General features: G+C 49.0%; 12 protein-coding genes. 1 reads left to right on the forward strand and 11 read right to left on the reverse strand.

Annotated features, from left to right (window positions below; translation table 11 throughout):
• Nucleotides 1-3,390: a tubulin-like doman-containing protein gene (locus tag NST33_RS28910; protein ID WP_339305998.1), complete on the reverse strand. Its 3,390-nt coding sequence runs from the start codon at nucleotides 3,388-3,390 to the stop codon at nucleotides 1-3.
• A 259-nt stretch (nucleotides 3,391-3,649) separates the two neighbouring features.
• Nucleotides 3,650-5,443, reverse strand: coding sequence for a VWA domain-containing protein (locus tag NST33_RS28915; RefSeq protein ID WP_339306000.1), 1,794 nt, complete (start codon nucleotides 5,441-5,443; stop codon nucleotides 3,650-3,652).
• 408 nt (nucleotides 5,444-5,851) lie between these two features.
• On the opposite strand from NST33_RS28915, the gene NST33_RS28920 reads away from it, so the two are divergent.
• Entirely contained in the window at nucleotides 5,852-6,784 is a 933-nt protein-coding gene (locus NST33_RS28920; RefSeq protein ID WP_221825536.1) for a hypothetical protein, read from the forward strand.
• 491 nt (nucleotides 6,785-7,275) lie between these two features.
• On the opposite strand, the gene NST33_RS28925 is transcribed toward NST33_RS28920, so the two are convergent.
• The 9 genes from NST33_RS28925 to NST33_RS28965 form a co-directional block, all read right to left on the reverse strand.
• Complete coding sequence (locus NST33_RS28925) at nucleotides 7,276-8,883, reverse strand: DEAD/DEAH box helicase (protein ID WP_221825537.1); 1,608 nt, start codon at nucleotides 8,881-8,883, stop codon at nucleotides 7,276-7,278.
• Between the two features lie 429 nt (nucleotides 8,884-9,312).
• Nucleotides 9,313-10,764: a SulP family inorganic anion transporter gene (locus tag NST33_RS28930; protein ID WP_221825538.1), complete on the reverse strand. Its 1,452-nt coding sequence runs from the start codon at nucleotides 10,762-10,764 to the stop codon at nucleotides 9,313-9,315.
• Between the two features lie 516 nt (nucleotides 10,765-11,280).
• Nucleotides 11,281-12,951, reverse strand: coding sequence for an AarF/ABC1/UbiB kinase family protein (locus NST33_RS28935; protein ID WP_221825539.1), 1,671 nt, complete (start codon nucleotides 12,949-12,951; stop codon nucleotides 11,281-11,283).
• The gene (locus NST33_RS28940) at nucleotides 12,952-13,332 is read right to left on the reverse strand and encodes a phasin family protein (protein WP_076209724.1); all 381 of its coding nucleotides are present in this window, start codon (nucleotides 13,330-13,332) and stop codon (nucleotides 12,952-12,954) included.
• A gap of 72 nt (nucleotides 13,333-13,404) precedes the next feature.
• Complete coding sequence (locus NST33_RS28945; RefSeq protein ID WP_074092596.1) at nucleotides 13,405-14,043, reverse strand: ThuA domain-containing protein; 639 nt, start codon at nucleotides 14,041-14,043, stop codon at nucleotides 13,405-13,407.
• 42 nt (nucleotides 14,044-14,085) lie between these two features.
• The gene (locus NST33_RS28950; RefSeq protein ID WP_260633050.1) at nucleotides 14,086-14,808 is read right to left on the reverse strand and encodes an SDR family oxidoreductase; all 723 of its coding nucleotides are present in this window, start codon (nucleotides 14,806-14,808) and stop codon (nucleotides 14,086-14,088) included.
• A 178-nt stretch (nucleotides 14,809-14,986) separates the two neighbouring features.
• Nucleotides 14,987-16,486: a cobyrinate a,c-diamide synthase gene (locus NST33_RS28955; protein WP_339306005.1), complete on the reverse strand. Its 1,500-nt coding sequence runs from the start codon at nucleotides 16,484-16,486 to the stop codon at nucleotides 14,987-14,989.
• A gap of 206 nt (nucleotides 16,487-16,692) precedes the next feature.
• The gene (locus NST33_RS28960; protein ID WP_339306007.1) at nucleotides 16,693-17,523 is read right to left on the reverse strand and encodes a uroporphyrinogen-III synthase; all 831 of its coding nucleotides are present in this window, start codon (nucleotides 17,521-17,523) and stop codon (nucleotides 16,693-16,695) included.
• 130 nt (nucleotides 17,524-17,653) lie between these two features.
• Complete coding sequence (locus NST33_RS28965) at nucleotides 17,654-18,856, reverse strand: endospore germination permease (RefSeq protein WP_339180128.1); 1,203 nt, start codon at nucleotides 18,854-18,856, stop codon at nucleotides 17,654-17,656.
• Between the last annotated feature and the right edge of the window lie 25 nt (nucleotides 18,857-18,881).

Consider the following 18,881-nt stretch of genomic DNA (forward strand, 5'->3'; position numbering starts at 1 on the left):
TTACTTCAGCCTTCTGCGAATGTCGTTCAGCTTGGACGACATCGTTCTGTAGAACTGATAGATGTCTTCTCCGTTAGCCAGTTCTACCCGCTCGTATTCGAGACGATCGCGCGATTCCATGAACAGCGCAGCCAGATCATCCAGCTTCGTCAGCAGTGGGGTGATATCCTCTGAAGCGGTTAGATCGTTATCGCGGCGGGAGGCTTTGCGCAGCAATGTACTGCGATCCTTCTCAGCCAGACCGCGGAAGTTGCCAAACACTTCATACTCGGCAAAGTTACGGCTCTTCATCAGGTTTGCGAATGGCTCCCATGCGTCTTCTTCCGGGTCACGGTCATAGACGTAGAGCGCGCCTTTTTTGACGATGGTGTCGGTATATAACGCTTCGATGAAGCGGTCATACCACTGCTCTTCATCCTGGTACTGGGCAAGAATGCCTTCGAGTTCCGCGACTTTGGCCGAGATGGCATTCATCTTCGCCAGTTCCTCACGTACACGTGCGATCAGCTGCGGGGAGCGTACCAGGTTTTCTTTAGCCATATCTTCATTAATACTGCCGAAAATATCCTTAACTCCCACACGAGGCAACCCTTCGGATTGCAGACGTTTCAGCTCGATCACCGCCCGCTTCACTTCGCCGAGGTTCGGCGTGGTGGACGTCAGACGCATGTCGTAGGCTCCCAGTTTGGCAGACAAATCAAACGCTTCTGTTGTCACAATCGCATACCGGTTGCTTGTATTCTCATCGATGGATTTGGCTGTCACAATGTTGTATCCGAGCGCCTGCTCGAATTCGCTACGCACACGGGCGTTATACTGCTTCACGCGGGCGTTCTCGTACACATCTCCCCATGATTTCTCCGGAATCGGAGACGGCAGATAGGTCCAGTTGTTTTTCTCCGTTTGCACCAAGTGACGACCAATGCCTTCTTTGTCCAAAATGGTACGTTCATAACTTTCCTCATATACCTTAAGCGGTGTATACACAAAGAGTGGTACCCCGTTGCGGGTATTCAGCCAGAAAATCCGGTTACGTACTTCACTTTCCTTAACGGTAAAATGAGACTTGCCCACGGCATTGTTCTGATAATTGCGAATCCCTTTCAGAATGCCCGGCGCCTGTGCAGGTACCGATACAAATCCCCATGAAGGGAAATGCAGACTGCCTGTACTGTTGCTCAGATTGAACACTGGAACAGCCTCATCATCCAGCTTGCCAGCAATGAAACGTTCCACGAATTTCTCTACTGACTCATCCTGACCGTACTTGATCACCAGGAAATCTTCCATGGAACGGGTAATCAGATCACCGAATTTCTCACTTAGGAAGTCGGAGATGGAGCTGACGATATCAATCTCGTTTTCTTTCACCCACTGGCTGGAGTTTTCCAGCAATTCACGAGAGAAGTCACGGATCAGATCATCCGTATCTCGCTTGTCCAACAGCCTGTCCACTACACTGACGATATCCGGTACACTTACAACGTTCCAATAATATGTTTTGTTGCCTTTGTGATCGGCTTGTTCTTCGCCGCGTGTCAGCAGGTCACCGTTCTTGGCGAATATCGAGCTAAGGGCGTTCAGCGTTTCGGTAAATACGTTATAAATGCGGCTGTTCTCCTGGTTCAGCAACTCATACAGATCTTCATAGAACTCGATCATCTGATCGTTGCGTTCCACGTCGGCGTGCAGCCAGTACTCATGAATTTTTGCTTCAATATAAGCATTCTTTTTCTTCTCTTTGGAGACAAAAGCACTCTTTGCATCGCCCAGCTTCTCTTCGGACTGCTCCTGAGCTGCTTCAATATCACGCGGAATGCGGAAGGCATTCTCACGCAGCGTTTCGATGTACGACTGAATCATCTTCAGTACACAGAAACCTTTTTCCGTATAAATCAGACGAGAGACATAGAACGGACCTTGTTCGGGATGCAAAAACATACGCCGGATCTGTTCGGTGAACTGACCCGCAATCTCACCCGGCAGTTGTTTCTTCGCCTTGATATATTCTTCACGGGCACGGGCCAGGAAGTTCTGCTCCAGTTCGGTGTCCATATTCACAACTTGTGATTTCACCACGTTGCCATAGGATAAACGCTCGCTGTTCTGATAACCAGGCAGCGGCTCTGGCACGCGGGCTTCAAAAGACTTGACCACACTTTCGAGATCAATGCCCAGCTTGCGGGCAAACTTCTCGGTATCCTCCTGGTTTGGTGCTTTGGAGAACATGGTGTTCATTTTGTCGAACATCCGGTAAGCCAGATACGTTGTCATCTCTTCAATCGGCAGTACAGCCGAAGATGCACCGATGATGTTGTAATCATAGTTCGCCGGGTACACCTTGTTCATCTGTGCAATGTTGGTCCGGATGTTGCTGATATAGTCATGGATCGCAAACTCCTCACCCGACTGCTTCTCCTCACTTGCCATGAAGTTGGTAATGTTCTCGGCAGTGACGTTCATGCAGTAATCATAGGCGTTCTCCAGCAATTTGCCCTCGGTATTCGTCGCAGAGATCAGGTGACACAGGTTAAATGGTGGCAGTGGTGAGTTAACTGTTAAAATATTGCCGTACTTCTGTGTAAACCGCTCACCGCGGCTATCCACGTTCATCCAATAATCCAGCTCTTTGAGCGCAGCATATCCGTTCTTGCGAATATATTCGCGAGTGTGTTCGCTCAAGCTTTTGTTGGACAGGTTCACGTCTGGCGTGAACAGATAGCCCAGCGTATTCACGCGGTCAATCCCGGCTGAGCCGTGATCACGTTCGATAATACCGCGCACGATATAGGAAATATCGAGGAAGCAACCGCTGCCTGTACCGCCGGACAGACCTGTCAGCAGGAACACCATCAGTTTTTTGTTGGTGCCTACAGATAAGGTTTTGATCTTTTTATCGATGGCCTGTACGACCTGATTAATCTTGGTGAACAGGAGCAGACGTCCAGCCTGACGCACCCCTGCGGCGCCGTTCATGCCGTCCGTGATGCTCAGTTCCGGAGACAGCCAGTCCGTAATGTACGGCTCTAGTACACTGCGGTTCTGAAGAAGTCCGCCAATCTCGGCATTGGACAGCAGCACGAATTCATTGATCGGATCAAGTCCGATCCCTTTATACTTTTTGGCACGATCCTGTTCGTTTGTCTCAAAAGCCAGAAACTCCACATTGTCCGGCTTATCCATTTTTTTCTTGGATACTGGGTCTTGTGGCAGCTTGAAACGACGGTTGATCTGATATTTGAGACGCAGCAGCGCATCAATTCCCGTTCCTCCCAGACCAATAATCAGAATGGGGTTATCAATCGTATCAACTCTGATCTTCTCACTGACAATACCTCCGCCAAGTGATACATCCAGTTGCTGAATATGTTCTCTAACAATCGGTTTCATTCCATGTCCTCCTTAGATTAACGCACGTATGCTTCAATCTATATAATTCAAACTAAAGAATATTTACACTTGCCACTCCGTTGACAGAACAACCTTCCGATCGCTGTTATACCCAGATTTTTTGATTCTATTTTCCAAAGGTGAACATCTGGGTATAAAGGCGAACGCTTCGCTTCTCCAGCTTTTTTCTGTCCTCTGCGTTCTCGTGTAAATGGATTAGTTCAACTTATATAGCTTACATTCACTTAGCTATAATCTTTCACACCAGATACTCAATTAAAATGGTTTTGTCCGCCTGTTGCAGCGGGATGCTCAGTCGGTCACCGTTCTTCAGTTCAACGCCTGAGCTTGCATCGACTGCACGACCGGATTTCTCCAGCGTACCGCCAGCGGTGTTACGGATTATAATTCGATCCCCATTGCTGGGCGTAAATACATATTTCTCGGTTTCCTTCAGCTCAGGGTCCAGTTGCAACAACTGATGCAGATGGAATCTGCCGCGGAAGGATACCAGCTTTTTATATTGTGGATAGGACTTGTCGCCTGTGTTCTCATCACGAATCTCCACAACCATCTGACCTACAAATCCACGGTTTTTGCGTTTCAGCCAGCCCATCAGGAACCATGCACCCACACCGACCACAATTAGAGCTATAACACCCAGAATAACAGGTAACCAAGGAAACGGCTTATCCTGTTCACCGCCTGATGTTGTCGGTTGTGTTCCACTTCCGGCTGCTCCGCTCGCGTTGATCGTAATTGGCGCACTTTCACGGTAGAAGCTGTCTTCTTCCGCACGGATGACCAATTCATAGTTATGATTGTCCGGTACTTCAAACGTTCCGGCAAAACCAGAACCTGTGTTTTCCAGCGGTTGTTCTTCACTTTTGCCTGTATCCACATCTTTCACAACCAGCGTGGCCTTCATATCCGTATACAGGTCATTATCCTGAAGCGGCTGACCGCCATTCTCCAGTTTGGCTGCAAGATCAACCTTGTCCCCTTTGGTATAGGACTTGGTCTTAATTGGGTCCACAACGAGCTGAAGATCATAGTTGAACAACAGGTTGATATCGATGCTGTCTTTCGGAGCCCCTTTTACCCGAAGTTTCCAGTCTCCCTCTTGGGGTTTCAACAGCTTCACGAGTGAATAACTCTTCGACGTCGAGAGCTTGGCTGCATCCGAATTCAGGTCCACGGCTTGTCCGGAAGGGTCCGTCAATTGCACTTCCACCGGCTTCGAAGACATGATCGAAATATTTGCTTCCAATACACTGTCATTCGGCACATTCACGGTAACTTCCTGATAACTGCCGTTTCCCGTTACAGAGGGCAGCTTCACCACATTCAGTTTGGCATGATCGGCGAAGATCTCACTCAGAATCTGTGGCAGATCATCCGGCGTATCGGTAATGAATGACTTGCCTCCGGTCTGCTGAGCCAGGTCTGCGAGTGCATTCTTGTTCAGCTTGCCATCCGCGTTCAGTCCAATCGTATACACCGGAATACCTTGATCCTGTGCTTCCTTCACGGCTTTCGCCAGATCAGCGTCGGATTGTGCCTGTGTACGGCCTTTGGTTTTGTTAAAGTCATTGTTGCCATCCGCCAGCAGCACGATCATCGGCGAGTGGGATGGGTCTGCACCATGATTCAGTATGTTTACGGCTTCAGCGACACCAACTGAGACATCGGTATATGGGCCTCGGCCGAGTTGATCAATAAAATCCTTCAGGCTACTCTTGTCCGCATCGGACTGAATCTCCAGCATAGCCTTTTCCCGCTCCACCTGATCGGTATATGCAACAATTCCTACCTTGTCCCCCTGGACCGGCAGCATATCAACAAACATTTTCATGGCCTCATTACTAATCTTGTCACGGTCACTTGTATTCATCGAGTTACTTACATCGGCTACAAGTACCGCATCGATTCCGCTTGTCTGTGCCTGAGCCGCTGCAGCTTGTGGCAGCAACGCTTGAGGTAGCAGTAGCGTTAGAATTGCCAGCAGAACCATCGTTCCGCTGAGCCAGCGTATTTTGCGTGTCCGCAGCATTGGGTGTACTCCTTCACGTTTGAGATTAAAATGGGAATAGTTTATTATAGGCGTCAAGCCTTAAGGAAATCTTAACAGTCTGCTAATAAATTCTGAAAAGCACCCCTATCTTGAGTTACAGTTTTGTAATGACTGACAATAATCGACGATTTCACGCCTGTAACTGGCACAAAAGTACCAACTATGGAAATATGATATAGTTATTGCCAGCAAACTGCAATATAACAGCGCTTGATTATCAAGCTATAGAAGGGAACGGATTATGGTTACATACGGATGCCTCGCCATATTGTTTCTTTTTGTCATGATAAAGGGTTTTGCACTCCAGCTTCATCGGCGGAAACCGGTCTCCCGGGAAGACACGGATCGTACCCTCTACACTATTCTGAATGGTGAGCGTGATTGAGCATGAGTACTAAACTAGTTGTATCCATACGACCATTTCAACGAACGACCTATGCCTATGAAAAGTTGCAAGTCTGCACCCGTTGTGGACAGTATACCTGCCTGTGGGAAGAGGAGTGCACGGCCTGTGGCCGGGGTACCCTGAATTCCGTTCAAGCGAAGGCAACTTCCCGTGTGAAACGTCGAATTGCACGCGACCTGTTCATTACGATATTGTTCGGTGCTGCTGCCACCTATTTTGGTGAAACCATAGATCAGACCATGGCGGCAGCCAGCGTTTCCCTGCTGCTTCTGGCCTTACTGATTTTCATGCAGAAACGTTCGTTCGAGGTACAGCAGCAGCGCGAGTTGAAGCGCACGTTGCAACAGGATGAGGAACTCATCCGCCAGGGTATTAACCGCAACTGGGCTCTGGTCGCTGAAGCTCGAAAGCAGGATGAAGCACTTGCCTATGAGATGCTCCGCGAGATCGGCTCACTCGTCTACAATGACCGGATTCGACTGCAACAGGTTGCGCTGTTACAATCCTTTGTACTGCGCAGTGATATGGATCTGCAGCTCAAGCCCTTGCTGTTACGCAGCTTCGAGCGGCTACTGGCTGAATATATCGGTGAGATCGCACGACTTAAGCCGGATTTGATCCGGGAAGATGCGATTCGTTATATCGCAACCTATGAAGTGAACATTTTACAGCTCCACAATGGTATTCAGATTCTTACAGCCGTAGCTGCTGCTGCCGTGCGCAAGAGCAAATATATTGAGTTATTCCCTAGTCTTATTACCCGCTACGCCCGCTTTATGCCCAAGGATCGATTCATGAGACTTTATCACACGATTGAACGCTATCCGAGCAAGGCACGCGGGGGACTGGCGGAGTCAGTAGGCCGGGTGTATAACGAGAAATATCGGGATCAATACGCAGATGTTCAGCTGTAGGGATGATATATTGAGAAAGAAAAACGTAGTTTAGTGCAAACTCATTCCCTGTATATAGACGAATGCAATTTCATCCATCCCTGCATGCGCGTCAGCACCACAGATCGAAGGTTATGATTCTAATGATATAAGAATTAATCCAAAAACACCCCATCCTTAGGTCTAGGATGAGGTGTTTTGAATTTTATGGAAGTTTGCCAAGTGCTATGCGCAGTACACGGACAGAAAGAAAAACTAGATGGGGAATACCTAAATGGCATCTTCCATGGATCAAGCAGGCGCACAAACAGGCACTCACAGATGACAAAAAGAATAAGCGAAAATGATCATCTGCCCTGTTGAAAAAGGGCCGCGACGTGGTTCCGTCGCGACCCTTGATCTGAGGGTTCGGTACATCTGTACCCGAACCCTCTCATATGTGCCATGCCAAACCCTGTGGCATGGCATGGTGCCTGCGCAATTGCGGCTGCATCGCCGCTTGCGCCAAGGCTTTACCGTCCGCGACGGGAATCGCGACGGTCGCCCTTTGCCGGTCCGCGTCCTGCGGATTCCGGACGGCGAGAGCCTTCGCTGCTGCGCCCGGAGCTGCGCTTGTCGGCGCTACGGCCAGCCCAGCCGCTGCTAGCTGCACCGCGTCCGCCTTGGCCCGCTGCTCCGCGACTGCTGTCGCTGCTGCGCGCGGAACCACGACCTGCGCTGCGCTCGTCGCCACTGCGACCTGCACCGCGTCCACCTTGACCCGCTGCACCACGACTGCTGTCGCTGCTGCGGCCAGCGCTACGACCACCACTGCGGCCACCTTCACTGCGTCCACCTTCGCCGCCGCGGGAACCACGCCCCCCACGTCCGCCATCTCTGCGATCGTTACGGCCTGCACCGCGACGGGCACTACCAGTTCCGGAAGAGCGTCCGCCTGAACGTTCGTCATCCCCTTGACTGTTGATGGAACGTCTAGCTGCTCCAGTTGAAGCAATTGGACCTTCGCTTGTCCACTGGATACGGGACAGCTTCTGGTCGATCCCTTGTTCAATACGTGCTAGTTCCGGTCTGTCGTGCTCTGTTGCAAACGTTACAGCAAGACCTGTACCGCCTGCACGGCCCGTACGACCAATCCGGTGAATATAACTTTCCGCATCATGCGGCATATCGTAGTTAAATACATGCGTAACGCCTTCAACATCAAGTCCACGTGCAGCTACATCTGTAGCAACCAGCACTTGCAGTTTGGCATCGCGGAACGCTTTCATGACGTTCTCACGCTTGGATTGGGACAGATCTCCATGAAGTTCATCACTTGCATAACCTGCTTCACGCAGATCTTGGTTCAGCTTGGATGCACGACGCTTGGTCCGACAGAAAATAATCGCCAAGTATGGGCGATACGTATCAATCATGCCGCGAAGTGCTTCTAATTTACCACGATCCGTGCATTCCAGCACTTGCTGGCGAATTTGTTTGATCGGAATAACAGATTGGGAAGATACTTTTACATCTTCCGGATCTTTCATGTAGGTCTTCGCCAGGTTGCGAATGCCCTTCGGCATTGTTGCTGAGAACAGCATGGTCTGACGTTTGTGTGGAAGCTCACTAAGAATCGTTTCCACATCGTCCAGGAAGCCCATGTGCAACATTTGGTCGGCTTCATCCAGCACCAGTTTCTTCACATTATCAAGCTTCAACGTGCCACGGCGCAGGTGATCCAGGAGACGACCTGGTGTACCAATAACGATCTGGGTACCGTTCTGCAATTTACGCAGTTGCTTGTCCACATCCTGCCCGCCGTATACGGCAAGCACGTGCAGTTTATCGTCGTTTGCCGTGAGTTTCTTCGCTTCTTCCGTAATTTGCAGCGCAAGCTCACGCGTAGGCGCAATAATCAACGCTTGTGGCGAACGGTCCGATACGTTAATTTTCTGAATAATCGGCAGCAAAAATGCCAGCGTTTTCCCTGTTCCTGTCTGTGCCTCGGCGATAATATCGCGTCCACCCAGCAGTACCGGAATCGAACGCTCCTGTACCGGAGTCGGCACGGCGATGCCCTGATGTTTCAGGATCTCGCACCATTCCGGGCGAATGCCCAGTTGTTCAAAGTTTGCCAATCGTTACACCTCTGTATATTCATTTAGATAAGTCCATTTCATAATGACCTTAGTATCAGTATCTGCCATCAAGACTAGTTTTCCTTATATCAATCATGTTTATGAAATGAATTTTTTAAAAAGCAATCCACTCGTTGCTCTTCTTCTCCATACCCTGTAGTTTACACGTTAGTCAAGCAAAACAAAAGGGGATACAGCGTTACACCCTAACTTGTAGCATAAAATCTCGAGATCAGCGTGACTTGTATCAACCAAGTGACTCTAGATCTGCCTTCAGGTTGCTGATGATGTGGAAATGACCTAGCATGCCTCAGGCTCTAATAAAAAACAGCGACGCCCTCTCCCCGATTAAATCCGGAAAAAGTGCGCCGCTGATTAAAATGCATCTTTTTATGTTATCTATTCGTTGTTTACTTCGTTGCAACCAAGTTACGAGCCGTGCCCTCCAGCTGTGGCAAATCCACTCCGTTCAAGAATGCGAGTGCTCTCTTCGTTCAACCCGCGCAGGTGCACAGTTTTGCCCAGCTTCGCGTATTTGAACTTCACTTTGCCAATAGCCACAACCGCAGTATTGTCCCAGATATGTGAACCTCCGAAATCAATCGTGATTTCCTTCGGATCAGCTTCTGCATCGAACTCGTCCACAAACCGGGACGAAGAACCGAAGAAGAACGGTCCATGAACCCGATATACTTTCTGCCCTTGCTCCTGGCTCGCCTGAACACGAATCTTGGTCTGTTTCCAGCCAAAATGCAACACACTGAGCACAACGCCTACCATGACCCCGATCGACAGATCGTGGGTATAGACCACAATTGCCACCGTCACGATCATGACAAAGGCTTCCGCCCGAGGCACACGAGCAATATTTTTAATGGAACTCCAGTCGAATGTTCCGATACACACCATAAACATTACACCGACGAGCGCACCCATCGGCACCTGTTTCACCACGCCGCTAAAAAGCAACAACAGGATCGCGAGAAACGCACCCGCAGTAAACGTGGACAATCTTCCACGTCCGCCAGACTTCACATTAATGACCGACTGCCCAATCATCGCACAGCCGCCCATGCCGCCAAACAAACCGTTCACAAAATTCGCGATACCCTGACCACGCACCTCACGGTTCTTGCTGCTCTTGGTCTCGGTCATCTCATCCACGATGGTTGCAGTCAGCAGGGATTCCAGCAAACCAACCAGTGCCATGGTGAATGAATAAGGCAAAAGAATCATCAGCGTGTCCCAAGTCCATGCAATATTTGGCAAGTGGAACATCGGCAGAGTGCTCGTTATATTCCCCATATTGCCTACTGTTCTTACGTCCAGATGGAACACCACGGTAATAATCGTCATCACGATAATCGCAATCAGTGGAGCTGGAACGCCTTTGAAAAACCGTGGCAAAATATAAACGATCGCCAGCGTGCCCGCCACCATCGCATACATAATCCAATTCGCTCCCGTGAAGTGGGTTAACTGCGCCATAAAGATCAGTATAGCCAGTGCATTCACGAATCCGGTCAGAACAGAATGAGGCACAAACGTAATAAACCGTCCAACCTTAAATATGCCCAGTAGAAACTGAATAATTCCTGTTAATATCGTTGCTGCAAAAAGGTATTCCACGCCATAATCCTTGACGAGTCCAACCATCAGTACCGCCATGGCACCTGTTGCCGCCGAGATCATGCCTGGTCTTCCACCAGCTATCGAGATCACAATTGCAATTGTAATCGAAGCATACAACCCGACCATCGGATCAACACCCGCAATGATGGAGAACGCAATGGCTTCCGGAATTAACGCCAGCGCTACCGTAATGCCTGCCAGCACGTCTCCGCGAATGTTGCCAAACCATTGTTGTTTTAAAGTATTCATATGTTCTTGCCGTTCCTCCTACGTGTATTCCTCAGAATGGACAATCTTACTGAAGAGTAACGGAAGACGTTCACACTAACCAACTACCCAGGACAGCACAAAACAACGGATCCCGCTCCGCATCATTCGTCTATGCTCTTGCCTGAGCTGCACCATTCTTCCCCATCCGTATAACCTTGACGGGTTCATGAGCACTCATGTCTTTTCCGTTCCAGTGTGTACCGCTGATATTCCATTACTGCCCTCAGTTGTCTTACTCGTGCGACATCAGGAGCTGATCCTGATATCATAGGTTTTCCCCTCTCAGAAAAACCGGGTCCGTTAATGTACTGACCTATTATTATAGTCACAGGACTGGATATGTACTAATACAGTTAAGGCGAAAAAACAGAACCTTTTCTTCTATTATCTTAATATTTCTATAATTTACTCACCAATTCTCTATTCACAAAAAATAACCCGCAAAGACCTTTGGAGAAAGTCTCTTTGCGGGTATTCTGTAATGTCATGCTAGTGCTAGAACCTTCCCGATTTGAATATCGAATAGAGCAGGAAAGCCACCATCAGAATCGCCACCAGGAAACCAATCTCAATGACCGGAATATCCCACAGCATCGTGGACTGATGACTGATCGACGAACCAATAATCAAACCAACCATGATGATACAAAAAGCGAGTAACACAATACTGAAAGACAGCCGATTACTGATTTGGTCCATTCTGCGCATGAGTGCATCCAGTTCAGGGACACTGATCTCCAGCCTCAACTTGCCTTTGCTAATAATGGATGATAATTGCCTTAACTGCCCTGGCAGACCAATGACACTTTCGGCCATATCAGCCGCACTGCGGAACAACCGATTCTTTATTCTTCCTGCGCTAAAACGTTCCTTGATCAGCTTCCGCCCAAAGGGCTCGGCCATATCTACGATGCTCAGGGAAGGATCGAGATGTTCGATGACACCTTCCATTGTTAGCAACGATTTACCGAGCAGCAGAATATCGGCAGGCATGACAACCCGGTGCCTCTGGGCTACGCCGAACAAGTCATTTAGCGCCTGACCCACACTAATCTTGGAAAAAGGAATATCATAATATTTGGTACGCAACTTGTCCAAATCCACATGAAGCCCACGCAGGTCCATGTCATCTGGCATCATGCCCAATTTCTCAATTGCCCGGATCATACTGTCCGTATCTTTGCGCATTAACCCAATAATAAGCGAAGCAAGCTGCTGTTTCATCTCATCACTCAGACTGCCCACCATACCGAAGTCTATAAAGGCAAGACGTCCATCCTTCAATACCATCAGATTGCCCGGATGTGGATCAGCGTGAAAGAAACCCTGAATAAAAATCTGATTCAATAATGAATCCACCAGCCGCTCGGCAATGTTATTCAGATCATGACCGCGTCTAACCAGTTCTTCACGATCATTGAGTTTGATACCTTCGATATACTCCATCGTGAGTACACGGGATGAAGTCTGATCCCAGTAAATTGCCGGGATTTTCACCTTGTTGTCCTGTTGGTATTGCTGTGCAATCTTTTCCGTATTGCGGCCTTCGACCGTATAATCCAGCTCGGCCATCAGGGCCTGAGCATATTCTTCGACCATTTGCGGAATCTGATATTGTTTTACCCAGTCCCACCGCTTCTCCGCCATGGCTGTCAGTTCACGCAAAATATCCAGGTCACGCTGCACAATACGCGATATACCCGGCCGCTGAATCTTGATGGCTACCGACTCACCGCTTCGAAGTTTGCCCAGATGCACCTGTCCAATGCTGGCCGCAGCTACAGGGGTATCCTCGAACCGGGAAAAGATCTCCTCCAGCGGTGTATCCAATTCCTGTTCCAAAATACCCCGTGCCGTCTCGGAAGAGAAAGGCGGGACCTGATCCTGCAACTTCACCAATTCACGAATGACAGACTCAGGCAATAGATCTGCCCTTGTACTTGCGAGTTGCCCCAGCTTGACGAAAGCTGGCCCCAGCTCCTGCAGCACAAGCCTGATGCGTTCACTCAACGTTTTGGTGGTGTGTGCTTCACGCGACATCCACCGTCTGGGCAGAGCCAACAGCTGGAACAAACCCAGCTCCTCGACCATATAACCGAAGCCATGACGCACTAGCGCCATGGCAATTTCACGGTATCTGCCGACATGTTTGATTCGCACTGCCATCTACTCGATCTCGTTTCCTTTGAGAGGAGGAGGAACTTCAAGTGGAGCCGGGGATTCATCAGGGTGGAGCTGTGGTGATTGGCCCAGTTCGGCAAGTTTTTTCTCCAGGACAGCAACGCGCTGTTCCAGACTGGTTACATCACTTTCGGATGCCACACCAGCTTCCTGAAGCACTCGCTTGACCTGCTCCTGAATCATTCTCTTGAACTGACCCTGCTCTTCATCGCCCCGTTCCAGCAGACGTTCAACCAAAGCTTTGGATTCACCGGGCGCAAGTTCCCCGCGCTTGACCAAATCATCCACGGTTTTCTCAATCTTTTCTTTGCTTACAACAGTAAGACCAAGCCCTAACGAGATCGCCTTTTTGAACAAATCGCTCATTTTTGTCATCCTCCTCTTCGTTGATCTCTATATTATACCCCTTATACTCTGCATGCAAAGTTGCGTGTCCGATTAGACGTAACGTGCAGCCCATTTGCCTGCTTGCAGAAGTAATTTACGGTACGTTTCGTGTGCAAAAGACGGCACATGGTGACCCGGCATCAGATACACAATACGTCCAACACCATATCGATGAGCCCAAACCGCAGGTTTTGGTCCATCTTCGGATTGATATTCCAGCAATATTTTCGTTTCAGCAAAAGAACCAAATTCGAACTGATACGGCTCTTCTTCCATTGTGAAATTCGAAATGCCCTCCGTCACGGGATGGCTTTCCGCCGTTACAGTAAATTCAAGCGGTGCATATGCCGGATGATGCAGGAACTTGGCACCGATCATCTGTTTGAGCTCATAACGATTTTGGAGCGAAATGCCGTTATGTATAATGACCAGTCCACCTCCATTACTTACATAGGACAACAAACCTGCTGTCTGCTGTGGAGAGACTTTCCCCTTCCAATCGTCCATGTATGAGATACATACATCAAACCCGGTTATATTTTCTTGCAGCAGCATATTCCGATTCTCACTGCACTGCACAGTCATAGTATCATGGAAAATTCGGCTAATCTCCGCATCCACACCTTGAAGCGGGTGCCAATCCGGATGTGTATAATCGCCAAGTAGTAATGCTTTTTTACGATGATCCATTCAATCAATCTCCTTTCTTGTTCACCTCACTGTATCCATCAACTACCAGGGGAGCTTCTCGCCCTTGTAGTCCACATATGCGGGTTGATCTCCTTTAAACTGTTCATGGCGGTCGATAAGTACTGCGATATGCTGTGCAGATTGCTCGGGCGTGAGATCCGCAGAAACATCCAATTCGCCCCTCATATAACTCTGTACCCAACCGGGATGCACAAGCATCACTTGTCCGCCTTCATCCTTCAGACCATTGTGCACAAGACGGGCCTGCATGTTCAAAGCAGCTTTGGACATACAATAGGCATACCACCCATCCCGACTGCATTGCTCTATACTTCCAGCCTCGGAAGAGATATCAACAATCAGCTTGACCTGTCCTTGAAGAAGGAGGGGCAACAGCGAATGAGTCACACGCAGTGTGCCTAAGGTGTTCACATTAAATACTTCAGCCATCTCCGCCATATTCAACGGCCCGCGGATATGATCCGTAATACTCCCTAGTATAGCCGCATTATTGATCAGCATATCCAAATGATTCGTATCCAGCTTCAACGTCTCCGTGAACAAAGCTACCGACAGGTCGTCCGCGATATCCAGTTCGATGGCGCGCAGATGGTCAGGATATCCTTCTGCAAGCATACGAATCCCCTCGGAATCCTCCACGTCCAGACCGGCCGCATACACGAGATACCCTCTCTTCAGCATCTGTGCCGTCAAAGCCAATCCCAATCCCCGAGCAGCTCCCGTTACACATACGGTTCTCATCATGATGTCCCTCCCTCGCATAATGATTCTGTCTTTTATTCATTCCACATATTCATCTAAAAACCTTTAATTCAGAATGGGATCGCCAACTTCACGACCAAAGACTCAGGAGGCAAAAGCGAGATTAGAGCCATTTTGCTTATTGAATTCAGCTATCTATTTGAGCTATAAAAAGCTGCTATTATCTCTGCATATATCGCTCCTGCCGATAGGCTAGACAATGTTCCACCCATCTTCGAGCGGCTGCCGGGTAAGAGCCCAGATGAACGTGCGTGTACCCCGCCACGATGTTGCCTGCGGCATACCCTTCTTGCTTCAAGCCACGCAACCCCTTGGTCTCATACGCATAAGGAATCATTCCTTCTTCACGATAGGTCATTGTGGAGTAATGAAATTCATGACCCCGAAGTACTTCACCCTTTTTCAGCAAAAAGGAATCCTGAACCGCACTCGCTTCACGGTAACCAAGTGCAGCTCGCTTCTTCTGCATCAGCACCTGTGCGGGGATAATGCCCGCCATCTCGAAAGTAACACCCTCCCGATCGGTCAACGTTTCCCCGAGCACCATGTAGCCGCCACACTCTGCGAATAAGGGCATGTTGGATTGTGCTGCCTGTCGAAGTCCTTCCAAGAACCCCTGGTTACCGGCAATCTCTGCTGCAAACTCCTCTGGAAACCCGCCGCCCAAATAGACGCCATCCACATCCATTGGAATACCTTCACCAGCGAGCGGGCTGAAGTATTGTAATCGGGCCCCGGCTGCTTCGAGCAATTCCAGATTATCGGGATAATAGAAATTAAATGCCGCATCACGCGCAACGGCAATGACAGGCTGCACCGCATATGATACATGTCGATTATTAACGTGGATCACTGAATCGAATTGCGAATCGTAATTCGAGCCTGATTCAGCATTAGCCGAATCCGCGTGGGTAGTAGCGGCAAGACTCCCTTTTTCTTGTTGAAGCGGCGGGGCGCTTGCTGCCAGCTCCAGCAGAAGATCCAGATCAGTGCCTTCCATTAACACATCGGCTGCACGTTGGAATAATGGCTCCAGTTCACCGCGCTCAATGGCAGGCACCAGTCCCAGATGTCTCTCAGGGATGGACATGTCCTCGTCCCGCTGCAGCCAGCCAACCACCGGAATGCCGCACATCTGCTCAATGGCTTTTTTCACAATGGTGTAATGACCTGCACTTCCACACCGGTTAACGATCACTCCCGCAATATTTAATTCAGGCTCCAAATGTTGAAAACCCAGTACAATCGCGGCCGCACTGCGAGCCATGCTGCGTACATCCACGACCAGGATCACAGGGGTCTGCGTGACCAGAGCAATCTCTGCAGTTGAGCCTGTATTGCTAAGCGGATCTTTGCCATCGTAGAGGCCCATAACGCCTTCGATAATGGATATATCATGTCCTGCCGATGCCTTCTCGAACGTATCTCTCACATACTCAGGCGATGTCATCCATGCATCCAGATTACGTGACGGTCTGCCCGTGACTGCGGTATGATATGTCGGATCAATATAATCCGGGCCGCACTTGAACCCTTGTACACTCAAGCCACGCTGAGCGAGTGCTCTCATCAGCCCCAAGGTTACTGTCGTTTTTCCTGCACCACTCCCGGTGCCTGCAATGATCAGTCGGGGCCTGGCGTTACGATCTGCAATGGTCATCGTCATTTCCACCTTTTCTTCGAGATAAGAAAAGCTTCTGATCGAAGCACTATCAAGGATGTACATTGGTGTTTTAGTTGTAATGTATAAATTCTATAATCTAAACAAAACCGCATCATATAGCGATGCGGTTAAGCTTAATGCACACTCTTTATTCATGAAGCGACGCCAAAAGCTTTTTGTCGAACTGATCTAAAAGCAGGCCACTAATCTCTAATCTTGGCCGCACGCCCTGCTGCAAAGTAACGTCCGAGCTCCACGATGAGTGCTCCCATCTTCTCTTCCTCCGGAATGACCAGTGCCTCAATGCCTTCTTCACGCATGGAGTTTGCTGTAACTTTACCTACAGACGCAGGAATTAAACCTTGTCTGAAGGCTGCAAGCATAGGCTCAAGCTTGTCCTGGGAGGCTGCATATTGGGTCAGAAATCTGACCTGCGGTCCACTTGTGAACGCAACAGCATCTACTTCGAAATTTAGAATTTCATTCAGTAACTGTTCCAGCTCTGTCTCTTCTGGCGGTACATGGCGGTAAGGAAGCACTTGTCTGACGAGTGCGCCTTGTTCTTCCAACCATACGACAAGTTTGGGAGCTGTCTCCCCATGAAGCTGCAACATCACCTTTTTCCCTGCGAGATCATGTGGGGCGAATTCTCGAATGAGCCCGTCCGTGCTACCGTCATCATCTCGTACCAGTGGTGTTAACTTGCGCTTTTTGAGCGCATTCACCGTCTTGTATCCCCTTGCCGCAATTGAGGATTCCGATAATACATCCAACAATTGGCCTGCCACTTCCATATCCTCAGCCATTTCAAACAACGCATCCAATCCCATACCCGTAGTTAATACCGCCCAGTCTGGCGGGTCTGAGATCCAGGATACCAGCCCGTCCCTGATACTCCGGTCATCCAGAAATACGGTCCCCTGTGCCGGTCGCACAAGCGGGATTCCACCCATTTTTTCAACCAGTACGGACATTTCTTTCGATTTTCGTGGTCCTGTCAATGCTACACGCACACCTGCCAAATGTTGAGCCATTCATGTTCCCCCCGTTAGTTCAGCCGAATGTTCATCAGTCTGACTACAGTATACAGGGTACTTCTGTGAAGGGGAACTGTGCTTTCCCTCTTTTTGCCCGTTCATCTATAAGGATTTTTGATGGAATGCATCAGGAAGGCTGGAGTTCCCCACCATGAGAATCTTTCCGCCTTTTCTCTCCGTCCTTCTCCGAATCAGCCGATTTTTGTTCCGGCTCATGCTTCTCTTTCTTTGACTGGTCTCCCGTTCTCTGTTGGGTAGATTCTTTTTTATCCTTTTTGCGAGGACGAAGAAAAAGGAACAGCACAATGGGGAACAGCGCTTCGAAAACAATAGCAATCCATGTCCATTCCCGGGTAAAACGATTAAGCTGAATCGCGTTTCGGAAGAACCAGAAAGCACATACGAATCCAACCAAGGCCACCGGGCCTGTCATCATCTTTCCCGACACTTTCGGAATCATCCGCTTCAGTCCCCAGCAGACAAAGTATAGATCAAATGCAATCTTCGTAATCATGGTTGGCATGGTTGCTGCTGCCAGCGCAAGGTCAAACCGGTCCAGAAAATCACTGATTTGCAGCTGCCTTGCCAGTTCATAGGATGGGTATACGAGTCTGGAAGCAATAGGGACTCCGATCGCAGTTATCGTCTCCACAAGGATAAGCATCATTAGGAGTGCAGAGATGATAATTCCCCATAGAACCGACTTGAAACGAAAATCACTACCCTTGATGACAAACGGCAATGCAATCATCTCTCCATAAAACGAAAATATGTACCAACTCCCCTTGCCTACTCCTGCAACATCAACATGAAAATACGGCATGAGATTATCCATATTTACCTGCTGAATAAGCATGAAAGGTATAATCAACGAGATCAGCAGAAACAGCATAACATACAATTCCGCCATTCCGATTAAGGAACCGAGTCCGCCTCGAACGATAAAGACGCCCATGATCACCAGAGATAATACAATGATGGAAATGGGTGTGTTCTCCAGTAGCGTTATACTTATATAGTCACCTGATAGTCGGATGTCTCTTGCAAACACGAAGAAAAAAAATAGAATGTACAGAAATCCCATTACTCTCCCCAAAAACGGGAATCGCTGAACAATGGATTCGAACAGATCCTGATTGGGAAATCGTCGCTGGACCCGACTTATTAACCATAGAGATATTATCATCACAAAAACAACGGGCACATACGAGAGATAAGCATGCTGCTCCGCGTAGAAAATGGCCTGAGCGTGGGGCTGAATCAGCGTACCTGTAATACTGAGTATCAGCACGAGCAGCACAACCTGCCGATGGGTCACACTCTGATTCATACAATACCTCCTTTCCGTCAGTTAA

Source organism: Paenibacillus sp. FSL L8-0435 (assembly GCF_037965655.1).
Taxonomy (GTDB): Bacteria; Bacillota; Bacilli; order Paenibacillales; family Paenibacillaceae; genus Paenibacillus.

What these genes read in the sequence shown, in the direction of transcription:
- NST33_RS28910 (WP_339305998.1), bottom strand. Translation starts at nt 3,390, where the DNA reads ATGAAACCGATTGTTAGAGAACATATTCAGCAACTGGATGTATCACTT.
- NST33_RS28915 (WP_339306000.1), bottom strand. Translation starts at nt 5,443, where the DNA reads ATGCTGCGGACACGCAAAATACGCTGGCTCAGCGGAACGATGGTTCTG.
- NST33_RS28920 (WP_221825536.1), top strand. Translation starts at nt 5,852, where the DNA reads ATGAGTACTAAACTAGTTGTATCCATACGACCATTTCAACGAACGACC.
- NST33_RS28930 (WP_221825538.1), bottom strand. Translation starts at nt 10,764, where the DNA reads ATGAATACTTTAAAACAACAATGGTTTGGCAACATTCGCGGAGACGTG.
- NST33_RS28935 (WP_221825539.1), bottom strand. Translation starts at nt 12,951, where the DNA reads ATGGCAGTGCGAATCAAACATGTCGGCAGATACCGTGAAATTGCCATG.
- NST33_RS28940 (WP_076209724.1), bottom strand. Translation starts at nt 13,332, where the DNA reads ATGAGCGATTTGTTCAAAAAGGCGATCTCGTTAGGGCTTGGTCTTACT.
- NST33_RS28945 (WP_074092596.1), bottom strand. Translation starts at nt 14,043, where the DNA reads ATGGATCATCGTAAAAAAGCATTACTACTTGGCGATTATACACATCCG.
- NST33_RS28950 (WP_260633050.1), bottom strand. Translation starts at nt 14,808, where the DNA reads ATGATGAGAACCGTATGTGTAACGGGAGCTGCTCGGGGATTGGGATTG.
- NST33_RS28955 (WP_339306005.1), bottom strand. Translation starts at nt 16,486, where the DNA reads ATGACCATTGCAGATCGTAACGCCAGGCCCCGACTGATCATTGCAGGC.
- NST33_RS28960 (WP_339306007.1), bottom strand. Translation starts at nt 17,523, where the DNA reads ATGGCTCAACATTTGGCAGGTGTGCGTGTAGCATTGACAGGACCACGA.
- NST33_RS28965 (WP_339180128.1), bottom strand. Translation starts at nt 18,856, where the DNA reads ATGAATCAGAGTGTGACCCATCGGCAGGTTGTGCTGCTCGTGCTGATA.